Annotated in this window: 14 protein-coding genes and 1 riboswitch; of the genes, 10 read left to right on the forward strand and 4 right to left on the reverse strand. The window is 55.9% G+C overall.

Features of this window, described 5'->3' with window-relative positions; all coding sequences use genetic code 11:
• The first annotated feature begins 699 nt into the window (after positions 1 to 699).
• Positions 700 to 829, forward strand: a riboswitch (cobalamin riboswitch).
• A gap of 328 nt (positions 830 to 1,157) precedes the next feature.
• Together metE and yjgA are read left to right on the forward strand one after the other, a co-directional pair.
• Positions 1,158 to 3,416: a 5-methyltetrahydropteroyltriglutamate--homocysteine S-methyltransferase gene (metE, locus tag ACI0FJ_RS07805; RefSeq protein WP_424301383.1), complete on the forward strand. Its 2,259-nt coding sequence runs from the start codon at positions 1,158 to 1,160 to the stop codon at positions 3,414 to 3,416.
• Positions 3,417 to 3,512: 96 nt separating this feature from the next.
• Positions 3,513 to 3,995 (forward strand): ribosome biogenesis factor YjgA, encoded by a 483-nt coding sequence (gene yjgA / locus ACI0FJ_RS07810; protein ID WP_424301386.1) that lies wholly within the window; start codon positions 3,513 to 3,515, stop codon positions 3,993 to 3,995.
• Positions 3,996 to 4,364: 369 nt separating this feature from the next.
• Here yjgA and ACI0FJ_RS07815 read toward each other — a convergent pair whose 3' ends face one another.
• From ACI0FJ_RS07815 to ACI0FJ_RS07830, 4 genes are all read right to left on the reverse strand, one after another.
• Positions 4,365 to 6,260 (reverse strand): SurA N-terminal domain-containing protein, encoded by a 1,896-nt coding sequence (locus ACI0FJ_RS07815; protein WP_424301389.1) that lies wholly within the window; start codon positions 6,258 to 6,260, stop codon positions 4,365 to 4,367.
• A gap of 21 nt (positions 6,261 to 6,281) precedes the next feature.
• A complete protein-coding gene (locus tag ACI0FJ_RS07820) occupies positions 6,282 to 8,201 on the reverse strand; it encodes an aconitate hydratase (protein WP_424301392.1) in 1,920 nt (639 codons plus the stop codon).
• 182 nt (positions 8,202 to 8,383) lie between these two features.
• On the reverse strand, positions 8,384 to 8,695 hold the full coding sequence (locus tag ACI0FJ_RS07825) for a hypothetical protein (RefSeq protein WP_424301395.1): 312 nt from the start codon (positions 8,693 to 8,695) through the stop codon (positions 8,384 to 8,386).
• Complete coding sequence (locus tag ACI0FJ_RS07830; protein WP_424301398.1) at positions 8,658 to 10,292, reverse strand: hypothetical protein; 1,635 nt, start codon at positions 10,290 to 10,292, stop codon at positions 8,658 to 8,660. Before ACI0FJ_RS07830 ends, ACI0FJ_RS07825 begins: the two co-directional genes overlap by 38 nt.
• Before the next feature lie 380 nt (positions 10,293 to 10,672).
• Between ACI0FJ_RS07830 and sat the strand changes: the two genes are divergently transcribed.
• From sat to ACI0FJ_RS07870, 8 genes are all read left to right on the forward strand, one after another.
• Positions 10,673 to 11,950, forward strand: coding sequence for a sulfate adenylyltransferase (gene sat, locus ACI0FJ_RS07835; RefSeq protein ID WP_424301401.1), 1,278 nt, complete (start codon positions 10,673 to 10,675; stop codon positions 11,948 to 11,950).
• A 711-nt stretch (positions 11,951 to 12,661) separates the two neighbouring features.
• The gene (aprB, locus tag ACI0FJ_RS07840; RefSeq protein WP_424301404.1) at positions 12,662 to 13,168 is read left to right on the forward strand and encodes an adenylyl-sulfate reductase subunit beta; all 507 of its coding nucleotides are present in this window, start codon (positions 12,662 to 12,664) and stop codon (positions 13,166 to 13,168) included.
• Positions 13,169 to 13,192: 24 nt separating this feature from the next.
• Positions 13,193 to 15,193, forward strand: coding sequence for an adenylyl-sulfate reductase subunit alpha (aprA, locus tag ACI0FJ_RS07845; RefSeq protein ID WP_424301407.1), 2,001 nt, complete (start codon positions 13,193 to 13,195; stop codon positions 15,191 to 15,193).
• 146 nt (positions 15,194 to 15,339) lie between these two features.
• Entirely contained in the window at positions 15,340 to 16,578 is a 1,239-nt protein-coding gene (locus tag ACI0FJ_RS07850) for a CoB--CoM heterodisulfide reductase iron-sulfur subunit A family protein (protein ID WP_424301410.1), read from the forward strand.
• A gap of 6 nt (positions 16,579 to 16,584) precedes the next feature.
• Positions 16,585 to 18,873, forward strand: a complete 2,289-nt coding sequence (locus ACI0FJ_RS07855; RefSeq protein WP_424301413.1) for a hydrogenase iron-sulfur subunit — start codon at positions 16,585 to 16,587, stop codon at positions 18,871 to 18,873.
• A 14-nt stretch (positions 18,874 to 18,887) separates the two neighbouring features.
• A complete protein-coding gene (qmoC, locus tag ACI0FJ_RS07860) occupies positions 18,888 to 20,144 on the forward strand; it encodes a quinone-interacting membrane-bound oxidoreductase complex subunit QmoC (protein ID WP_424301416.1) in 1,257 nt (418 codons plus the stop codon).
• 23 nt (positions 20,145 to 20,167) lie between these two features.
• Positions 20,168 to 20,857, forward strand: coding sequence for a hypothetical protein (locus ACI0FJ_RS07865; RefSeq protein WP_424301419.1), 690 nt, complete (start codon positions 20,168 to 20,170; stop codon positions 20,855 to 20,857).
• Positions 20,858 to 21,514: 657 nt separating this feature from the next.
• Positions 21,515 to 21,907, forward strand: a complete 393-nt coding sequence (locus tag ACI0FJ_RS07870) for a hypothetical protein (RefSeq protein ID WP_424301422.1) — start codon at positions 21,515 to 21,517, stop codon at positions 21,905 to 21,907.
• The last annotated feature ends 150 nt before the right edge of the window (positions 21,908 to 22,057 follow it).

Below are 22,057 nucleotides of genomic sequence, written 5' to 3' on the forward strand. Positions count from 1 at the left end.
TCAGTGCGCGAACAGGCTGTGATGGTGCCACGTTCACAGATTGCTAGTAGCGGATTAGCGGCCCGAAAGAGCTATTCGGAATCATGCAAAGGGAATGATGAAGGCTCTCAGCAAATCATAATTTTCTTTTTTGTCCTATTCCTTCCTGCAGGGCACCTTTGGCTTCCGTGGAATGGCCCCTCCGCCCGCCAAAGGTGCCTCCCTTATTTGGCTCGATGAAGTTCCTGTACTCGGCCGCTTAGCTTTCTGTTTTCTGCCCGAGCAAAAGCCACCCACTCCCAAGGTCTACCAAAGCAAGCTTTGGCAATCTTCAGCTCCCTGGCTCTCCGTTTCCCCAAAAGCAAGGGAGTATCCCAGCTCTGTGGGACTCCATGTGGGAATCATAGTGCACATGTCCTTTGCTTTGAACGGGAAGTAACTCGCTGGACCCCCAAAATAGGTCGCCGGAACATTTCCATTCCCTTCATTCTGATGCTGCTTCATCCCATGCTGCGGTCCGTCCCCCGAACAAAATCATTTTTCCCATTCGCCTTGTCCCGATCGCCCCACTATCTGGGCTCCTTTTGCTCTCTTTTCCGTTTTGGCTTTCAAGTAATTTCTTTTGCAAAGTGGTGAGTAAAATGATTGACATAAAGTTCACACAACTATATCTAAATTAAATGATATTTGATTAATCTTTAACCAAAGCTCGCGAGAAACGGAAGACGGTGCAAATCCGTCGCAGACGCGCTGCCGTAACCGGAAAGTACGCCCGCCTCTTCACTGGTTTTGCCGGGAAGGAGAGACAAAATGGCATGTTGGTCAGCCAACGCACCGGAAGCCGGAAGACGCCTCGCCAGCACGAAACAAGGCCCCGCGATATGGGCTGGAAAACTATGCCGAAGCAGACAGGATTTGCTGTTGACGGAAACAGCGTGATAAAGAAAGCCTTTTCGTCGACACAAAGCACCACGTATGTAATCGTGGAACAAAATCTCCCATGCCCGGCATGCACCAGGAGCACAGCGAAGCATTTGGCCGGATTGGCCGGATAGTTCGTGGCATCCTCACACTCCAGCAGATCGCTCCGCATTTTCACGATTTTCGACCGCGCCGGAAAAGCCACACCGGCCCCGAAACCGAACACAGGAATGCTTATTCATTCCACGGAGGAGCACATGCGTACACATTCTCTGGGATTCCCCCGCATTGGACGTGACAGGGAACTCAAAAAAGCCATGGAAGCCTTTTGGCGAAAATCCATCAGCCAGGACGAACTCCTCAATGCAGGAAAGGAACGGCGCCTGGAAAACTGGAAGATTCAAGCCGAAGCAGGTCTTGACCTCGTACCCGTTGGAGACTTCTCCTTCTACGACCACATGCTGGACACGGCAGTCACGCTCGGCTGCATTCCACAACGCTTTGGCTCGCCGGACTGCGACGCCGACCTTGAGGCCTATTTCCAGCTTGCCCGTGGAGGCGACCACCTCCCTGCCATGGAAATGACCAAATGGTTTGATACCAACTACCACTATATTGTTCCTGAAATTGCTCCCTACCAAAAATTTTCACTTTCCTCGTCCCGCCTGTTCGCACAAGTCCAGGAGGCCTTGGATGCCGGACTGAAGCCCAAGGCAGTTCTCCCCGGCCCCTTCACGTTCCTCCACCTGGCGAAGTCCACCCGGCCGGACTACGATAAATGGAACGCACTCGACGACTGTCTTGCCGTGTATGGGCAAATCGTGGAACGTCTTTCCCAGAGCTGCGAGTGGATTCAGATCGACGAGCCTATTCTCTGCTTGGACACTCCCCCCGGCTTTTCGCAACGTTTTGTCGACGCCTACACAAGACTGCAACAGCACTGCGCCCCGGCCAAAATTCTTCTGGCAACCTATTTCGGAGCCATCGACGACAAACTCTCCTTGCTGACCGCTCTGCCCACAGCCGGGCTGCATATAGACCTTGTTCGCGCTCCGCAGCAGCTCAACGCCGTAGCCAAAACCCTTCCCAAGGACAAATTCCTCTCCCTCGGCCTTGTGGATGGCCGCAACATCTGGAAAACCGGACTTCCTGCTGCCGATAAAAAAAAACGTCAGGCTGCCGAAATCCTGGGCAATGACCGCCTCCTTATTGGCTCCTCCTGCTCCCTCCTTCACTGCCCCGTGGATTTAAACTCCGAAACAACCCTCGCCCCTGAAATCAAAAACTGGATGGCCTTTGCTGTCCAGAAATGCAGCGAAATAGCAACACTTGGCAAAGCAGCCTCGGGTATAGATGTAACAGCCGCATTCGCCCAAAGCGACGCAGCCGCTGTAAGCAGAGCCACAAGTCCCAAGGTCGTCAACCTTGGCGTACGCCAACGGGTGGACGACATCACCCCGGACATGGCCAGCAGAAAATCTCCATTTGCCGAGCGCATCCGGCTGCAGAAAGACAGACTCCAACTGCCACAACTGCCCACAACAACCATTGGATCGTTCCCGCAAACTTCGGAAATACGTGCGACCCGCCGTCAAAGAAAAATCGGAGAACTCGACGAGTCCGCATACATAACAGCCATGCAGAGTGCCATAACCGAGTGCATCCATGAGCAGGAGACCCTCGGCCTGGACGTGCTTGTCCATGGCGAGCCCGAACGCAACGACATGGTCGAATACTTTGGCGAGCAGCTGGATGGCTTTTGCTTCACAACCAACGGCTGGGTGCAGAGCTACGGCAGCCGCTGTGTAAAGCCGCCCGTTATTTACGGCGACGTGCACAGGCCCCGCCCCATGACCGTAAGCTGGACGACGTATGCCCAAAAGCAAACCGCCAAGCCTGTCAAAGGCATGCTGACCGGGCCGGTCACCATCCTCTGCTGGAGCTTTGTGCGCGACGACCAGCCACGGAGCCAGACCTGCCGCCAGATCGCCCTCGCCATTCGCGATGAAGTGACCGATCTGGAAAAAGCCGGAACTGCCATCATCCAGATAGACGAACCCGCCCTGCGCGAGGGCCTTCCACTGCGCAAGCAGGATTGGCAGGAATATCTGGACTGGGCCGTGCAAAGCTTCAAGCTGGCAACATGCAGTGTGGACGACACAACGCAAATCCACACCCATATGTGCTACAGCGAATTCAACGAAATCATCGAATCCATTGCCGCGCTGGATGCCGACGTCATCAGCATAGAGGCCAGCCGCAGCAACATGGAGCTTCTCGATGCCTTTGCCCGCTTCCACTACCCCAATGAAATCGGGCCCGGAATTTGGGACATTCACAGCCCCCGCGTTCCACCTCTGAAAGAAATGGTCAGCCTGCTGCATAAGGCGCTCGACGTTATCCCCGCCGAACGTTTGTGGATGAACCCGGATTGCGGTCTCAAAACCAGGGATTGGCCCGAAACCAGGGCGTCACTGGCCAATATGGTCGCAGCCGCCCGCGCCCTGCGCAAATAACAAAAGGCCGGGGAGGGATCGTCCTTTCCCGGCCTCTTTTTTCCTCCCATGCGGAACGTACTTGCCGTCCGCCCTCCACACCGTTAAAATAGCCCCATGGAAGACAATTACAAATCCCGCACCCAGCTGAAAAAGGAAATGACCGCACTGCAGGAGATGGGCAAGACCTTGATAAAAATGCCCGATTCCCGCCTTAAGGCCATGAACCTCCCCCCGGAGCTTGCCCAAGCCGTACGCGACGCCAAGACCATAACAAAGCACGAAGCCGTGCGGCGCCAAATGCAGTACATCGGCAAGCTCATGCGCGACATAGATCTGGAGGAAATCCAGGAACACCTCGACGCCTGGGACCAGGGCCGGGCCGTGGTAACGCAGGCCTTTCAACAGGCCGAGTCCTGGCGTGACCGACTCGTCAGCGGCGACATGGGTGCGCTTGAAGAAATTCTGGAGCAGTATCCCCTCGCCGACCGGCAACAGCTCCGCACACTGGCGCTCAATGCCAAACGCGAACGCGAAAAGAATAAACCGCCACACGCGTTTCGGGCCCTCTTTCGGACAATCAAGGAGCTGAAAGAGTAATCAACACCAGAGGCGCTGCCTCTGGACTCCGCCAGGGGCATCATGCCCCTGGACCCGCAAGCTTGCCAACGAAAACTCCCCATAAGCGTAACGCTTATGGGGAGTTTTCGTTGGCAAAACGGCCTAATCAATTCAGATTAATACGAAATATAAACGGCTACTTAAAAAGGTACGAGAGCAAGGCATAAAAAGAACTCAAGGCCGACGCGTATTTCCTGATACGCGAGGATTTGGGTTCTTTGAAATAACGACGCTATCGTACTTTTTTCAGCAGCCGAAATATTGAAAAATTCTGGAAGGGGGAGCGCGAGGGGGAGAACCTCTTTCAAGAGGTTTCCCCCTCGCACATTCCTTATAAAACTGCTCTACCTATTCGAAAAAGTCTTGGTCAGCGATTTCGATCTTGGCAGTGGAGCGCAGGTTGGCAAGATAGGATTGGAACATCTGCTGCTGCTTCCGGGAGGACAGGGTTTCCATCCACGCGGCTTGCTGCTTTTCCCATTCGCTAAGCGGAGCCGGAACCACGATTTCCGTCTTGGCTATAAAAGCGCCTTCCGGGGTCTCGTAGGCATCGGGCAGCCACTGGTTTTCCGGAGTCGTGAAAGCGGCTTCGACAAAAGCCTGATTCTGACCAATGCCGTCCACGTAACCGGAACGGGTAAACTCGTTGGTCACCTTCAGCTTATTGTCCAGCTTCTTCATGGCCTTTTCAGCCGTGGCCTTGTCCTTGAGTTCAGCCAGGGTGGAACGAGCGGCTTCCAGGGCCTGCTTTATACCGCCCTGCCGCTTGAGTTCATTGATGACGTCGTCTTTGACTTCATCCAAAGGCTTGGTGGAAGCGGGCTTGTCTTTGGTCTTGGCGGCCAAAAGATAACCTACGCCAATAGCCACGGGAGTTTCAGTGGCTCCACCCTCGTTCAGTGCAAAGATAGCGTTCACCGCTTCTTCGTCCAGTCCATCAAGAGCACGGGCCTGGGCGCGGTCCACCAGTCCGGTGGAATGCAGGGGAAGCTTGAGTTCCTTGGCAATTTTGGAAAGGGGTTCGTCAAGGGTCAGACGCGCGGTAGCTTCGTCCATCAGGTCGGCCATGGACTCGGCAGCCTTGTCCTGGGCCAACTTCAGACGAATATCCTCTTTCACATCTTCCAGCGGGGCAATGCCCTTCTCCTTCTTGTCCTCGACAAGAATCAGGTGCCAACCGAAAGGAGTGCGGACAGGCTCGGAAACAATGCCGGGCTTGAGGCTGAAAGCCACCTCTTCGAACTCCGGAACCATCATACCGCGATTGAACCAGCCGAGTTCACCACCGCGGACCGAACTCGGTCCTTCGGAGTCGCTTTCCGCGACTTTGGCGAAGTCTTCGGGCTTCTTGATTTTATTGCGAATGGCTTCAATGCGCTTGTGCGCCTTTTCCACGTCGGCTTCGGATGCGGCCTTGTCGACCTTCACCAGGATGTGGCGGGCCTTGACCTGCTCGTCCTGATCATAAGCGGCCTTGTTCAGGTCGTAGTAGCTGATGATGTCGGCGTCACTGATGCTGGCGGGATCGGCCAGGGACTCGGGCGAGAAGATGATGTAGTCGGCTTCCACGGCCTGGGGAATGGCGTAGCGGGCCGAATTTTCATCGTAGAACTTCTGGATGTCCTTGTCCGTGGGCTTCACTTCACTTTCATAGTCTTTGCCGGAAAACATGGCGTAGCGCGCCGTGCATTTTTCCGTGGCAAAGTTGAAATATTCCCGAGCTTCGTCTTCCGTAACCTCGGCAGCCGAGGATATGTAAGTACGCAACGTGGTAAGAAGCTGCTGCTGGCGCATGTCGGCTTCGAACTGGGAGGGCGTAAGGCTGTTGGCCCGCAGAACCCGGACGTACTGTTCCTGGTCGAATTTTCCGTCCTTCTGAAAGGCGGGAATGGCCAGGATAGCTTCCTGAATCGATTCGTTCGCCGGATGGATCCCCAACTTTTCGGCTTCCTGCCGCATCAGAATGAGGTCGGCCACCTGGCTGAGCACCTGCCGTTTCAGTCCCATCTGCTTGATGAGATTCTCATCCAGCTTGGGCATCTGGGAACGAAGGCGGTCCACAGTCTGCTTGTACCTGTCAATGAATTCATGCCGGGATACGGGAGTTTCATTGACGTAGGCGATGGCTCCGCCCCTTTGGTGGTTGAACGAGTAGCCGAACGTAATGATGAACGCCAGGATGATCACGGCAAAAAGCACCTTGATCAGCCAGCTTTGGGAATTGCGCCGCAGAATATCAAGCATGGGTCGGGAACTCCGCTTGGGTTATTGTGTTTTTTTCACGGCGTTGAGCAGTCCACCTGCCCGGATCACGCCGAGTTCGTATTCGGAAAGGTCGTTGACAACCGGGATGGTTTCGCCGTTTTCCAGAACAAGGTCAACCTGGCCGCCCGGAGTAATTTCTCCAGCCGGGATGGTCAGCTTGCTGCCCAGTTCCACGCGGTCGTAGTCGGCCTTGTCGGCAAACAGCAACGGCAGAATGCCGAAGTTCACCAGGTTGGCGCGGTGAATGCGGGCCAAGGACTTGACCAGCACGGCACGTACGCCGAGGTGGCGGGGAGCCAGGGCCGCATGTTCGCGGCTGGAGCCCTGCCCGTAGTTTTCGCCGCCCACAATGATGCCGCCGCCCATGGATTCGATGCGGGAGACGAATTCTTCGTCCACACGGCTGAACACGTGGCGGCTGATAGCCGGAATGTTGGAACGCAGGGCCGTAATTTCGGCTCCGGCAGGCATGATATGGTCGGTGGTGATGTCGTCGCCGACCTTGAGGGCGCAGGCCGCTTCAATGGATTCGGGCAGAACATCAAATTTTTCCAGGGGCACGATATTGGGGCCGCGCTTCACTTCCACGTCCTGCCCATTTTCCGGCGGGAAAACAAACATGTGGCGGATGGAAGGCGGATTGTCCGGCAGCACGGGCTTGGCAGGAGCCTCGCCCCACTTGGCCGGATCGACGAATGCGCCCCGGATGGCGGTCTGGGCAGCGGTCTGGGGGCTGACCAGATAGACCTTGGCGTCCTTGGTGGCGCTGCGGCCTTCAAAGTTTCGGTTGTAGGTACGGGCAGAGACGCCGCCGCTTACAGGCGAGCCGCCCATGCCGATACAGGGGCCGCAGGAACATTCCAGCAGACGCGCACCAGAATCGATGATGTCTTCCAGAATGCCTTCGCGGGCCAACAGTTTCACCACCTGCTTGGACCCCGGAGAGACGAGCAGATCGGTCTCGGGGTTGACGCGCTGTCCCTTGAGCAGAGTGGCCGTGTTCTTCATGTCGATGTAGGACGAGTTGGTGCAGGAACCGATGCAGACCTGATCCACCTTCATGCCGTCCAGTTCGCGAATGGAGATGCGACGGTCGGGCATGTGCGGTGCGGCAGCCAGAGGTTCCAGGCTGGACAGGTCGATTACCACTTCCTCGTCGTAAACGGCGCCTTCGTCGGCGGCCAACGGGGTGTAGTCGTCTTCACGCCCCATGGCTGCGAGGAATACGCGGGTCTGTTCGTCCGAGGGGAAGATGGAGGTGGTGGCTCCGAGTTCCGCGCCCATGTTGGTGATGACGGCACGCTCGGGCACGGTCAGAGTAGCCACGCCGGGACCGCCGTATTCAAAGATCTTGCCCACGCCGCCCTTCACGGACAGCTCGCCCAGCAGATAAAGGATGACGTCCTTGGCAGACGCCCAGCCCTGGAGCTGGCCTTCCAGACGCACCCGCACCACTTTGGGACAGGGCATGGTGTAGGGCTGTCCGGCCATGGACAGGGCCACGGACAGACCGCCGGCACCAATGGCCAAACAACCTACGCCGCCCGCAGTGGGGGTGTGGCTGTCGGAGCCAATGAGGGTAGCGCCGGGCTTGGCGAAATTTTCCAGGTGCAGTTGATGGCAAATGCCCAGGCCAGCAGGCGAAAAGACAATGCCGTAGCGTTCGGCCACACTGCGCAGAAAGCGGTGGTCGTCCGGGTTGCGAAAGCCCATCTGCAAGGTGTTGTGGTCTACGTAGCTGACGGAAAGGTCGGTCTGCACGCGGTCCACACCCATGGCCTCGAACTGAAGATAGGCCATGGTGCCTGTCGCGTCCTGGGTCAGGGTCTGGTCGATACGCAGGCCGATGTCCTTGCCCGGTTCCACCGAACCGTTCACCAAGTGGGCGTCGAATATTTTGCGAACAAGGGTCTTGGTCATAAGAATCCTCCGGAAATCATCGTATGTACACTTGCAGCGGATACCATTCCATTTTTTGGAGAAAGCCACATCCGCGGCACAACGGCACAGACTTTCCCACAGCATGTCCGGCAACGGAAGCCACCGGAAATTCCGCTGTTAACAACAGAGCCGAAAGCATCTTTCGGCCCTGCCGTTTCAAACTATTGAATCAGGGGATTGGCAGGGTCGGCAAGCAGGCTGACCGCGTCTTCGCCGTAGCCCAGCGAAAGCCGTTTGATCTTCTGCTGCACGGCAAGGATCTCAACCTTCAAACGCATCCTGTCCTGACGCATTTCGTGAATTTCCTTGGCAAACGTCTTGCCGGCAGGAATATCCTCTTCCTGCATCAGGCGTTTCACCTCGCCGTCCAATTCCTTGAGCCGCGCCTCGAATACAGCACTTTCCTGCTGCAACTCGGCTATGCGTTCACCGGCGCTATCGGACACGAATCCGCCGCCGTTTTTTTGCATCATCTTTGGGTGCTTCCCTTTGCTTCACCAGCTTGCCCGTCACATGGGGAAGCCGATTGTAGAAGTTCCAGAAACCGGGCCACACCTCACCCATCACACCGGGATTTTCCAGGGCGGCTCCAGGGCGAACCATGGAGGCCAGGCCAAGGGAAAAACCGGCCAGGGCGTCAGGAGCCATCCACGCACCGGGGGCTTCGTGGGAGAACCCAGGTTCCACTTTCAGGCGGCCGGAGTCGTAGGAAGAAATTTTGCCCAGGCAATGGAGCATGGATTCCAGGATGGTTTCCGGATATTCCACTCCTTCCAGCTCGATGATCGCCCCCTGCGGCATGGCGCAGGCCAGGGCCGCTGCCAGGGGAGCCAGATCGGCAAACCTCGGAGCAAGTGTCACCCGTCCCGAAGGTTTGTTGTGGGTAACGCCCAGGGCATTCTTTTCCTCGGAAAGGTTCAAGTTGCAGGCACGCAGCATATCCAACCCGGCCTGCAGAACCGGCTGGTCCGCGTCGAACTTGCCGCTCAGCCGCACCCGGCCCTGGCGAAATGCGCCCATGGCCAGAATGTGGGAGGTCAGCAGCGGGTCCATGGCAAGGAACGGCTTGGACGCGACTTTCGGGGTTCCGGGAGCAACACGCACCCGGCCGGGCTCGACCACCACGTCCATGCAGGCGTCCTTCAAAACCGAAACCGCATCCATAACGGCTCTGCCTACGGCGCTGTCGGCTTCGAAATTGACGCACAGCCCTTTCTCATAGGTCCAGGCAACCAGAGTCAATGCTCCGGCCAGAACAGGTTCGACCGTCTCATCCAAAAAGATTTCCTCGGCCATTGGCGCGCCGCATTCCAACCGGGCAGGCAGGCCAATGTTGCTTGTGCCTAAAGGCGCAAGCCTCGCTCCGAGCATGTTCAGCAGCTTGTTCTGACCACGCAAATCGAGCAGCTTGAGAGGCCCTGCTCCGCTCAGGCGGCAGGTGCCGGGATAAGCCAGCGCCAGTGCTATACTATAATATATGGCCTCGGGACTTTCCCCGGCGTAAATCAGCTTGCCCTCAAAGGCCAGCTCACGGGGTTCTCCCAGCACAAGGCTGTCGCCTTCCCAGGAGACCGCCCCGCCCAGGGTGTTCAGCACTTTGGCCAGATCGATCAGATTGTCGGAAAGAAGGCAGTTGTCCAGACGCATTTCCACCCCGGCTGCCGTGGCCAGAACGGCCTGCATGGCGGCCAGCGTAGGTGCCACCGGACCAGCGGCATCAACATCCAGAGAACCGGGCCTGGGAGTGAGAAAAAATGCATTTTCCGCCCGCACCGGAGCGTCTGCAGCTTCATAGCCGAGCGAGTTGAGCATGACGAAAAACTGCCGTGCGGTGCGAGGCTTGAATCCTCCGGCGCGGCAATGCTTTTCCCATACGCTCCAAAAACGTTTTTCCTGGGCGGCCTCGGCCACCGGGAGTTTCTTCGAACGCCGTGTGCTGGCGGCACGGGAAAGCAATCGGGTGCGTCGCTGCATAAGTTCCAGCAACTGCTCATCGAGCCCCATGATTTCCTCAGTCAGGCTGGGACCACGTGATGGCCCGGCGGGTGTCTTGTATGGATAGTTTGGCATGTACCTTCGCTCTACATATAAAATAGGGAAACAGAGTGCATAGCCTGAAACGCCACCGGGAGCAAGCTTTGCAGGAAGCAACGGCCCGCAAGGAACGCCGAAGACCGGCTTGGGCGAGAGGGTAGCATTCCCTTCCTGAGAAGCAAATATAAAACTGAATTTTACCAAGCCGTTCCGGCGGACTTGACATTTTGTTGTATTTTTCACAAGTAAAGGTTCCTTCACAAAACATAGTGGCGGTATCCGGGGAGCATGGCGCATCGGTGTACCCAAAAAAGGGTACGCATCCCCGACCCAACTGCTGGCCGACGAAACGTTATTCGTCGCCGCAGCGATATTTGGACAAAGGACACCTACTTTAATTTAAAGGAGACTCACGCATGTCTACACTGGTTCCTCCTCATGGTGGTAAAGGCCTCGTTTGCTGCCTGCTCGAAGGCGCTGAACTTTCCGCAGAACAGAAGAAAGCCGAAGGCCTGAAGCAGCTTGAAATTTCCGCTCGTGCCAAGGGCGACCTGATCATGATGGGTATCGGCGGCTTCTCTCCGCTGAACGGCTTCATGGGCAAGGAAGACTGGAAAGGCGTTTGCGAAAAATTCCTGATGGCCGACGGCACGTTCTGGCCGGTCCCCGTGACCCTCGACACCAATGACGAAGACGTCAAAGTTGGTGACGAAGTCGCCCTGGTTCGCGAAGGCACCGTCTACGCGACCATGAAGATTGAAGAAAAGTACGAAATGACCGAAGCCGACAAGAAGTGGGAAAGCGAAATGGTCTACAAAGGCCATGGCGAAGACTCCGAACGCTTCTGGGACGTAGCGCTGGAAGACCACCCCGGCGTGAAAATGGTCATGGCTCAGGGCAAGTTCAACCTGGCCGGCCCCGTGAAAGTGCTCTCCGAAGGCGACTACGCCGAGCGTTTCCCCGGCGTATACCTGACTCCGAAACAGCTCCGCGCCCAGATGGAAGAAAAGGGCTGGTCCAAGGTTGCCGCTCTGCAGCTGCGTAACCCCATGCACCGCTCCCACGAATATCTGGCCAAGATCGCTGCCGAAACCTGCGACGGCGTGGTTATCCACTCCCTGATCGGCAACCTGAAGCCCGGCGACATCCCCGCTGAAGTCCGCATCAAGTGCATCCAGACTCTGATCGACGGCTACTTCGTGGGCGACAATGTCATCAACGCCGGTTACCCCCTCGACATGCGTTATGCTGGTCCCCGTGAAGGTCTGCTGCATGCCACCTTCCGTCAGAACTACGGCATCAACAACATGCTGATTGGCCGTGACCACGCTGGCGTGGGCGACTTCTACGGTCTGTTCGAAGCTCAGGAAATCTTCGACAAGATCCCCTACCAGACCGAAGAATGCCCCGAACCCGGCAAGGCTCTGCTTTGCGAACCCATGAAGATTGACTGGACTTTCTACTGCTACAAGTGCGACGGCATGGCTTCCCTGCGTACATGCCCCCACGGCAAGGAAGACCGCGTCATCCTGTCCGGCACCAAGCTGCGTAAGGCTCTGTCCGAAGGCGCTGATGTACCGGATCACTTCGGTCGTGAAGAAGTCCTCACCATCCTGCGCGCCTACTATGAAGGCCTGACCGAAAAGGTCGAGATCAAGATGCAGGGTGCCGCTTCCGGCGACGTAATGAAGTAGGCTCAGGCCACTTCTCTCTTGCATATACAACGGAGGTCCCCAGGGGCCTCCGTTTTTTTTATGCAGAAAACTTTACTGCGGCTCATTTCGACTTCTTCCAGCCCTCCCCCCTTGTTCCAATGCGTCCGACGGCCATTTTTTTGCTTCCGCCAGGCAGCACCTGCATGTGCTTTACGCTTTTTTTCACAAAAATACCTTGCATTCCCCAGCCCGAAATTATAGTAATTAGCCGCTACTCCCGAATAAGGTGACGCGACTTTCCTCTTAAAAGTTCGTGTATTTGCAACTTAAAAAGATGCAATATACGATTTTATGGAGGTCTGGGCGGCGTTGGATTGGGTTTTCCGAATGCGGCATCTACGGATGCTGGTGTCTCCTATTGCAGGTTAGTAGTATGCGGCAAGGCGCTTGTAACATATTTCACTTTCTCCTTGACAGCACACTTGCCGCTCGTTACTTTACGCACAAGCCAAGACACATGTGCTTAGCACAAACAGTTTCACAAATGGGTTACCGTAGAATGATTAATCACTTTGCGTACACATACTGTACTTTCGCCGTCCGTCGGCAAGTGTTGTGTACCAGTGAGGTCTTCTAAAGATACGGCAAGAAAAGCAGGTATGCGCCCATAAGCGCTTCCTGTTTTTTTTCTATATGTTGCTGTGGCGAGTTAGGACAAAACTTAAATTCCTTTTTTAGGAGGTACAAATCATGCCTACATTTGTAGATCCGAGCAAATGTGACGGCTGCAAGGGTGGCGAGAAGACCGCTTGCATGTACATCTGCCCGAACGATCTCATGATCCTGGACCCCGAGGAAATGAGGGCCTTCAACCAGGAACCCGACGCTTGTTGGGAATGTTATTCCTGTGTGAAGATCTGCCCCCAGGGCGCCATTTCCGCACGTCCTTATGGTGACTTCGCTCCTATGGGTGGTACTTCCATTCCGATGCGCTCCGCTGAAGATATCATGTGGACCGTCAAGTTCCGGAATGGCAACGTCAAACGTTTTAAGTTCCCCATCCGCACCACGCCGGAAGGCTCCATCAAGCCTTACGACGGAAAGCCTGAAGCTGGCGATCTGGAAAGCGAACTGCTTTTCACCGAAACCAAGCTGGCCGAGCCCAAAGAAGTTCTCGGCAAGAAGTTCCCCATCACTGACGACAGCAAGTCCCAGTGCTGGATGGACCTGCCTTGTGAAGAAGGCGCCAACAGGTAACCACGGATAAGGAGGAACATTAAAATGCCTACCATTCCTGTTAAAATAGCTTCTCAGGGTGTTCCCGTTGCGGAACCCGAAATTGTCGAACTCGACACCGACATCCTTATGGTCGGTGGCGGCATGGGTTGCTGCGGCGCTGCTTTTGAAGCATGCCGTTGGGGCGACCCGCTCGGACTGAAGATCCTGCTGTGTGACAAAGCCGCTCTGGAACGTTCCGGTGCTGTTGCTCAGGGTCTGTCCGCCATCAACACCTACCTCGGCGACAACGATGCTGACGACTACGTCCGCATGGTCCGTACCGACCTGATGGGCCTGGTTCGCGAAGACTTGATCTTCGACCTCGGCCGTCACGTTGACGACTCCGTCCATCTCTTTGAAGAGTGGGGCCTGCCCTGCTGGATCAAAGGCGACGACGGCCACAACCTCGACGGTGCTGCCGCCAAGAAAGCTGGCAAAAGCCTGCGCAATGGCGACCCCTGCGTCCGTTCCGGCCGCTGGCAGATGATGATCAACGGTGAGTCCTACAAGTGCATCGTTGCTGAAGCTGCCAAGAACGCCCTGGGCGAAGAACGCTACATGGAACGTGTTTTCATCGTGAAGATGCTGCTCGACGCCAACGATTCCAATCGTATTGCTGGCGCTGTGGGCTTCTCCACTCGTGAAAACAAAGTATACGTGATCAAGTGCAACGCAGCTATCGTGGCTTGCGGCGGCGCTGTTAACGTGTACCGTCCCCGCTCCACCGGTGAAGGCATGGGTCGTGCATGGTACCCCGTGTGGAACGCTGGTTCCACCTACACCATGTGTGCTCAGGTTGGCGCCGAAATGACCATGATGGAAAACCGTTTCGTACCCGCTCGTTTTAAAGACGGTTACGGTCCGGTCGGTGCTTGGTTCCTGCTCTTCAAGGCCAAAGCCACCAACTACAAGGGCGAAGACTACTGCGAAACCAACCGCGCCATGTTGAAGCCCTACGAAGATCGCGGATACGCCAAGGGTCACATCATTCCGACCTGCCTGCGTAACCACATGATGCTTCGTGAAATGCGCGAAGGTCGCGGTCCCATCTACATGGACACCAAGACTGCCCTGCAGACCACTTTCGAAAAACTCTCCCCCGAGCAGCAGAAGCACCTCGAATCTGAAGCATGGGAAGACTTCCTCGACATGTGCGTTGGTCAGGCCAACCTGTGGGCTTGCCAGAACATCGAACCCGAAAAGAGCGGTTCCGAAATCATGCCTACTGAGCCTTATCTGCTCGGTTCGCACTCCGGCTGCTGCGGCATCTGGGTTTCCGGTCCCGATGAAAAATGGGTTCCCGAAGAATACAAGATCAAAGCCGACAACGGTAAGATCTACAACCGTATGACCTCGGTCAACGGTCTGTTCACCTGCGCTGACGGCGTTGGCGCTTCCGGCCACAAGTTCTCCTCCGGCTCCCACGCTGAAGGCCGCATCACCGGCAAGCAGGCTGTGCGCTGGTGTGTCGACCACAAGGATTTCAAGCCCGCTCTGAAGCAGTCCGCTGCTGATCTGTGCAAAGAAATCTACGCTCCGGTCGAAAACTTCAAGGCTGGCTCCGCTGCCTCCACCGACCCGATCATCAACGATCAGTACATCACCCCGCGCAACTTCATGATGCGTTTGGTGAAAGCCACCGACGAATACGGCGGTGGTGTCGGCACATACTACACCACTTCCGCCAGCCTGCTCGAGACCGGTTTCAACCTGCTCGATATGCTGGAAGAAGACTCCAAGAAGCTGGCCGCTCGCGACCTGCACGAACTGATGCGCTGCTGGGAGCAGTTCCACCGTCTGTGGACTGTACGCCTGCACATGCAGCACATTCACTTCCGTGAAGAATCCCGCTACCCCGGCTTCTACTATCGCGGAGACTTCCTGGGTCTCGACGACTCCAAGTGGAAGTGCTTCGTGAACTCCAAGTACGATCCGGAAAAGGGCGAAACCAAGATCTTCAAGGTCCCCTACTTCCAGATCATCCCCGATCCCATGCATCCCTAGTGATGTAATTTGCGGCTGCGGGCGCAAGCCCGCAGCCGCTTTTTCAGTTCTACGGGAAAATGGTCTGAATCCGAGCCGGAAGTTCTCTTCCGAACTGGGTTTGGACCATTTTGCCGAGTCCGAAATCTGATGAGGGAGGACGTCTCATGTCGAGTAACAGCATCCTGGTGGTCGGTGGCGGCTTCAGCGGCATCACTGCCGCCCTCGAGGCCGCTGAGGTAGGCCACGAAGTCTTCATTGTCGAAAAGAATCCCTTTCTCGGCGGTCGCGTGGCGCAGCTCAACAAATATTTTCCCAAGCTGTGTCCTCCGTCCTGCGGTCTGGAGATTCAGTTCCAACGCATCAAAAACAATCCCAACGTCAAATTTTTCACCCTGGCCGAAGTTACCGAAATTTCCGGCTCCGCCGGTGATTATGAGGTTCAGGTCAAGATCAGCCCCCGCTATGTCGGTCCAGGTAGTGCCGAACTGAGCGGGCTGGCAGAACAGCTGGACAAGGAAGTAGACAGCGAGTTCGAGCTGGGCATGGGCTCACGCAAAGCCCTGTACACGGACACGCCTTTCGCCTTCCCCTCCCGCTACGTGCTCGATCGTGAGAACTGCTCCACGGCCGATGTGCAGAAGCTGGCTGGCAGCGAAGCCATAGATCTGGAAGAAAAAGAAAAGGTCATCACCCTGAACGTAGGCAGCATTGTTTACGCTACCGGGTGGAAACCTTACGACGTGACCAACCTGACCAATCTGGGCGCAGGTTCGGTTCCCAACTGCATTTCTAACATGCAGATGGAACGCCTTGCTTCCCCCAACGGCCCGACAAACGGCAAGATCGTACGTCCCACGGACGGCGAGATGCCCAAGAACGTGGCCTTTGTTCAGTGCGCCGGTTCGCGTGATGAAAATCATCTGAACTACTGTTCCTACATCTGCTGCATGGCTTCGCTCAAGCAGGCCGCTTACATTCGCGAACAGTACCCCGACACGCGAGTCACCATCTACTACATAGACCTGCGTACTCCCGGCCGCTACGACAACTTTGCCAAACGCATCATGGACGACCCCAAGCTCAAGACCGTCAAGGGCAAGGTTGCCGATGCCAAAGCCACGCCTTCCGGCAACGTCATGCTGACTGTTGAAGATGCCGTGTCCGGAATCAAGAGTGAAAACGAACATGACCTGGTGGTCCTGGCCACGGGCATGCAGCCCTCCATTGCCGGAACCAAGCTTCCCGCCAACATCCCTGTGGACGAGGAAGGTTTCATCGTCGGCGGCGAGGACCAGGGCATTTACGCGGCCGGTTGCGCCAAGCTTCCGCTTGACGTGATGAAGTCGGCCCAGTCCGCTACGGCCGCCGCACTCAAGGCGATACAAACGGTGAGAGGGAGGTAGACCAAAATGCCCGAAAAAATCGGTGTTTATATCGATGAATCGAGCGTCGGTCAGGTTCTCAACGCTGAACAACTGGCCGAGTTCACCAGGAACAATTTCGGCACCGTTACCCCGGTGGTCAAAACGCATCCGTGTTTGGCCAGCGAGGAAGGCCGGAACCTGATCCAGGCAGACATTGATGCCGGAGAGGTCGACGCAGTCTGTGTCGTCTCGTCCTCCCCGCGCATGGATTGGGACATTTTCAACTTCGAGAACGTTCTGCTCGAACGCGTGAACATGCGCGAGCAGATTGCAATGGCCTACAAGAACCCTGACGGCACAATCCCTGCCGCCGGTTCCGACGTCCCGGAAGAACTGCTCCTTATGGCGCAGGACTACATCAAGATGGGCGTCACTAAACTCACCAAAATGAACGCACCCAACCCCGAAATCCCTGATGGCACCAAGACCATCCTGGTGATGGGCGGCGGTTGGACCGGCCTGAACGCAGCACTCAACGCCGCCGCGGTCGGACACGAGGTCGTTCTGGTGGAAAAGGCCGATCAACTTGGCGGCAAGGCCGCTACCATGGCCAAGAGCTTCCCCCTGGGCGCTCCGTACAACCAGACTGTGGATACCGGGATTGAACAGCTCATCCAGAGTGTGCAGAACAACAAGTCCATCACGGTCAAGACCGGTGTGACGGTTGAAAAGCTCATCGGTGCTCCCGGTCAGTACACTGCCACGGTGGGCGGCGAGGAAATCGCCATCGGTGCCGTTGTTCTGGCCACAGGCTGGGACCCGCTCGATACCGAATACCTCAAGCCGTTGGGATATGGCGCGTTCAAGAACGTGCTCTGCACCCGCGAGCTGGAAGCCATGGCCAAGGCCGGCGAGATCAAACGCCCCTCCGACGGCAAAAAGGCCGAAACCGTTGCCTTTATTGTCGATGTGAGTGTTTGCGTTTCCAAGGGGCTGGAAGCCGAAGCCGCCAAGGCCGAAGCTGATGCCGCGGCTCCGGAAGAAAAGAAAAAGGCCGACGAAGGGGAAGAAGACGTATTCGTCTTCAAAAATCTCGAGTCATGCAAGCATCTGGCCTACTCTTCCGAACTGAACAGCCTGGTCGCGTTGAAGCAGGCTGGCTATGTTGCCGACTCCGGCAGCAACGCCATGAGCTATGTCTTCTACGACCACATGATGGTTCCGGGCATGAACGAGCAGTACTACAAGGCTGCCCAGGACAAACCTGGCGTCATGCTCACCAAGGGCCAGATTGAAGGCATCAAGGAAGACAGCGACGGCGGTCTTCTGGTCATTGCCCGCAACACCCTGCTGGGCGATCTGATCGAGCTGAAGGTCGACATGGTCGTACTGCCCACGGGCATGGTGCCGACCACGGCGCACGATCCCGTCATCAACCTCGAATACCGCCAGGGACCGGCTTTCCCCGACCTGGACATGTTCGATGGTTTCGCCGATTCCAACTACATCTGTTTCCCCTACGAAACGCGCCGTACCGGCATCTATGCCGCCGGTTGCGTCCGCCAGCCCATGACCATGGCAACTGCCCGCGACGATGCGGCCGGTGCCGTGCTTAAGGCTGTACAGTGCATCACCTCGCTGAACCACGGCGTTTCGGTGCACCCGCGTTCGGGTGACAAATCCTTCCCCGTATTCAACTTCGTGCGCTGCACACAGTGCAAACGCTGCACGGAAGAATGCCCGTTCGGAGCACTGGACGACGATCCCAAGGGCACACCGATGCCCAATCCCACGCGTTGCCGCCGTTGCGGTACCTGCATGGGTGCCTGTCCGGAACGCGTCATCAGCTTCGACAACTACAACGTCGACATGATCGGTTCCATGATCAAGCAGGTGGAAATTCCGCCCAAAATCGAGGAAGGCGGACCGCGTGCCATTATTCTGGCCTGCGAAAACGACGCCTACCCCGCGCTCGACATGGCCGCCATGCGGGGCAAACGCTGGAGCCCGTATGTACGGGTCATCCCTGTGCGCTGCCTTGGTTCGGTCAACACCATCTGGATCGCCGACGCCATGTCCAAGGGCACGGACGGCGTTCTGCTCCTGGGCTGCAAGTACGGCAACGATTACCAATGCCACTTCGTCAAGGGGTCCGAGCTGTGCAGCCGGCGTATGGAAAACGTGGCCGAATCCCTGAACCGTCTGGGCGTTGAACCCGAACGTGTGCAACAGGAACAGGTGGCCATTGACGAATACGACAAGATCCCTGAAATTATCGATAATTTCATGGAAGAGATCTTGAAGATCGGGCCCAACCCGTTCAAGGGCTATTAAGGAGGATTGGCATCATGACGAATCCCGTTCGCATCCAGCCCGACCTGCAATTCATCAAAGACTTGCAGGAAGTGGGCGGCGACACTCTCAAAAAGTGCTATCAGTGCGCTACCTGCAGTGTTGCCTGCCCCCTCTCGCCCGCTGACAACCCGTATCCCCGCAAGGAGATGATCTGGGCTCAGTGGGGGTTGAAGGACAAGCTGGTCAACGACATCGACATCTGGCTGTGCCACAACTGCGGCACATGTTCCGACCTGTGCCCTCGCGGCGCCAAGCCCGGCGATCTGTTGTCCGCACTGCGCAACATGGCCTACCGCAACCTGGTGGAACCGGCCATTATCGGCAAGTGGATGAGCTCCAGCAAGTACCTGCACATGCTCATTGCCCTGCCTGCCATTCTCTGGGCCGTGATCTGGCTTATCCGCGGAAGCATTCTGGGCTCTTTCTTCCCCTATTTTGTGGAAGACGGACATGGCTGGAAGGTTGCCCAAGAAGGCGGTAACGTCATTTATGGCGGCCTGTTCCCCGGCGACTTCACCATAGACCCTCTCTTCGGCCTGACCGCCCTGTTCGTGATGTGGTCGTTCTATAAGGGCGTGAAGAAACAGATCACCTCCTTTGACGTACCCAGAACGCTGGTCATTGGCGGAGAAAAGAAAGAAAAACCGTCCATCATCAAATGCATCATCGATGTTGTGCTGGACGAAATTGTCACGCATCGCAAGTGGAAGCAATGTGGCTACGAAACCGAAGGCGACGAACAGAAGTTCAAGGGACACTGGACTCTTTTCTTCGGCTTTGTGGCTCTCGCCATCGTCACGTCCGTAGTGGCAGTGACGCACTGGGGCGGAAAGATCATCCCCTTTCTGGCTCCTATCGGCCATACTCCCATGGTGTTGTTCAATCCGGTCAAAATCCTGGCCAACGTGGGCGCCATTCTGCTGCTCTACGGCCTGACGATGCTGACCAAACGCCGCTTGGCCCAAAACGAAACCAAGCATGGCTCCAGCTTTTACGACTGGTATCTGCTGGGTGTCATCTGGGTTGTCGCGCTGACCGGCCTGTTCTGCGAATTGCTGCGCTGGGCCAACGTGGCCGGGCTGGCATACCCCATGTACTACATCCACTTGGTATCCGTGATGATGCTCATCGGTTACCTGCCCTGGTCCAAGCTCGGGCATCTGGTGTATAGGACGGCAGCTCTGGTCTACGCCCGTTATGTCGGTCGTGTTCCCATGGCAGCCAAAGAAGAAAAAATATTTATCCTGTAAAATCCTTTAGGGAGGAAAACATCATGGCTGAAGCGAGAAAAACGTTCCCCATGAGCACCTTTGTCTCCTACATCAAAGGTGAGGGTGCAGATGCCCAGAAAGCCAACATCGTTGACCTGCTGTCCTTCATGACCAAAACGGACATCAACGACGAATTCGAACCTTTCGCAGCTGCCCTGGCAAAATCCTGGATCTACGAACAGCACCCCGAGCTGGCCAAGATGAAGAGCGGCGAGCTGGCTGCTGCCGGCGATTCCGTCTCCGTGCTCGAACTGCCCTCCGCGGTTCAGACCGAAGTGGACGCCATCTTTGCCAAGCTGGCTGATTACCATAAGACCATCGGCGAACAGGCTGCCAAGATCACCGATCTGGAAGCCAAACTGGCTGAAACTTCCGGAAAGCTGGCCGAGACTGAAAAGTCCATGGCCGACTACAAGGGCAAGTACGAAGCCCTGGAAGCTTCCGGCAAGGGCGAAGGCGAAAAAGTCATCATCGCCTCCGAAGAAAAAGTGACCGAGCTGAACGGCAAGGTTAGCGAACTCTCGGACGAGATCGAAAAGGTCAAGTCCAGCATCATCGCCATCCTGCAGGCTGCCCCCACGGGCGAAGGCGGAGCCGCTGCTCCTGCTGCTGCCGGTGCTCCCGAAGCGGGCGGCGAACCCGAAGCCGATTTCGGTTTTGGTTCCGACCCCTTCAGCGACGGCGCCTGGTAGAGATATTACTACCGACAATCAAAGCCCCGGAAGGTTCGCCTTTCGGGGCTTTTTTAGTCCATCTCTGAATTCCGGGGGCCAGAACAAGCTGGGAAAAACATCCCCCCTCCGTAATCTCGATAGTTCTTACCCTTTCGAAAAACACAAAGAGGGACCAGGTCCAAGATTCCCCTGTTATATTAGATATTGAACCGGCGTAGCCCAGCGTTATGAGCGTTAACACGCTTGTATTGCAACGGATGCGGCAATTCGTTCAGCAACACATCCATTGAAGATATCACCAGTCCTATCAGCCTCGTCCCAAGGCTATCTGCTTTGACCTATCAACGGTTCTGTCATTGAGTGCCGCTATCCACCGAGCCTGGGCAACTATGACATCGTAAATCGGCAATACTAATAAACTATAGCTTTGACATTTCTTCTTGATTCATTTTTTATACTAAACTATAAAATTATGAAGTTTATTTCATGCCGATAGTGACAGAATGAAAGAGTGTGCCTTAGCCTTGCCTCCCCCCATTAATAGCAAGGCAGAAATTGCTCTATTTGATGAGACGACATCCTCATCACCTTTACCAGCTATAAGACGTAGTATGAACGGCTTCGACGCTTCAGCGGACAAACCTCAAAAGCACCAGAGAAATGGGGGGCGATGTAATGTGTAACAAGAGAATTTCCCTGACAAAGGCCAGCGGCATTATCTTCTGGCTGGTGACAGTTTTTGTGTTTGCTTCATCTTCCTGGGCTGCAAAAATGGAAGTTGATAATCAGTCGACCTACGATGTTACTGTTTTCTATGGTATGAAGCAGGCTCAAGGCTTAGCAAGAGATGCCTTTAATGGTTTCACAGTCTATGCTGGGGACAAGCACTATGAAGATATCATATTGTTTTGGACTTACAAAATAACGGATATACAAGTAAAGTTCCTAAACGACGGTAAGCAGGTTTGCGAAACAACAGCGCCTGAAGACGGGACGTATTATCATGCAAAAGTCGTAGTGACTGACAACAATAATAACTCCAGAAAATGCACTTTTAAACTTTACTAGGACCGTTTGTACCGAAATTGCTGAGCTTTGGAGTTCGGCCCGCCCGACAAGAAGGAGGCGCGCTATCGTGAACACTTGCTTAAGTCGCTCATCGTTGTAGCCCGCGGCCAAGCCACAGCATAAAAATGATGTGCGCCTTTCAATCCTCTG

Origin of the sequence: Desulfovibrio sp. 7SRBS1, from assembly GCF_049723905.1 — a bacterium.
In the GTDB taxonomy this organism is placed as follows: Bacteria; Desulfobacterota; Desulfovibrionia; order Desulfovibrionales; family Desulfovibrionaceae.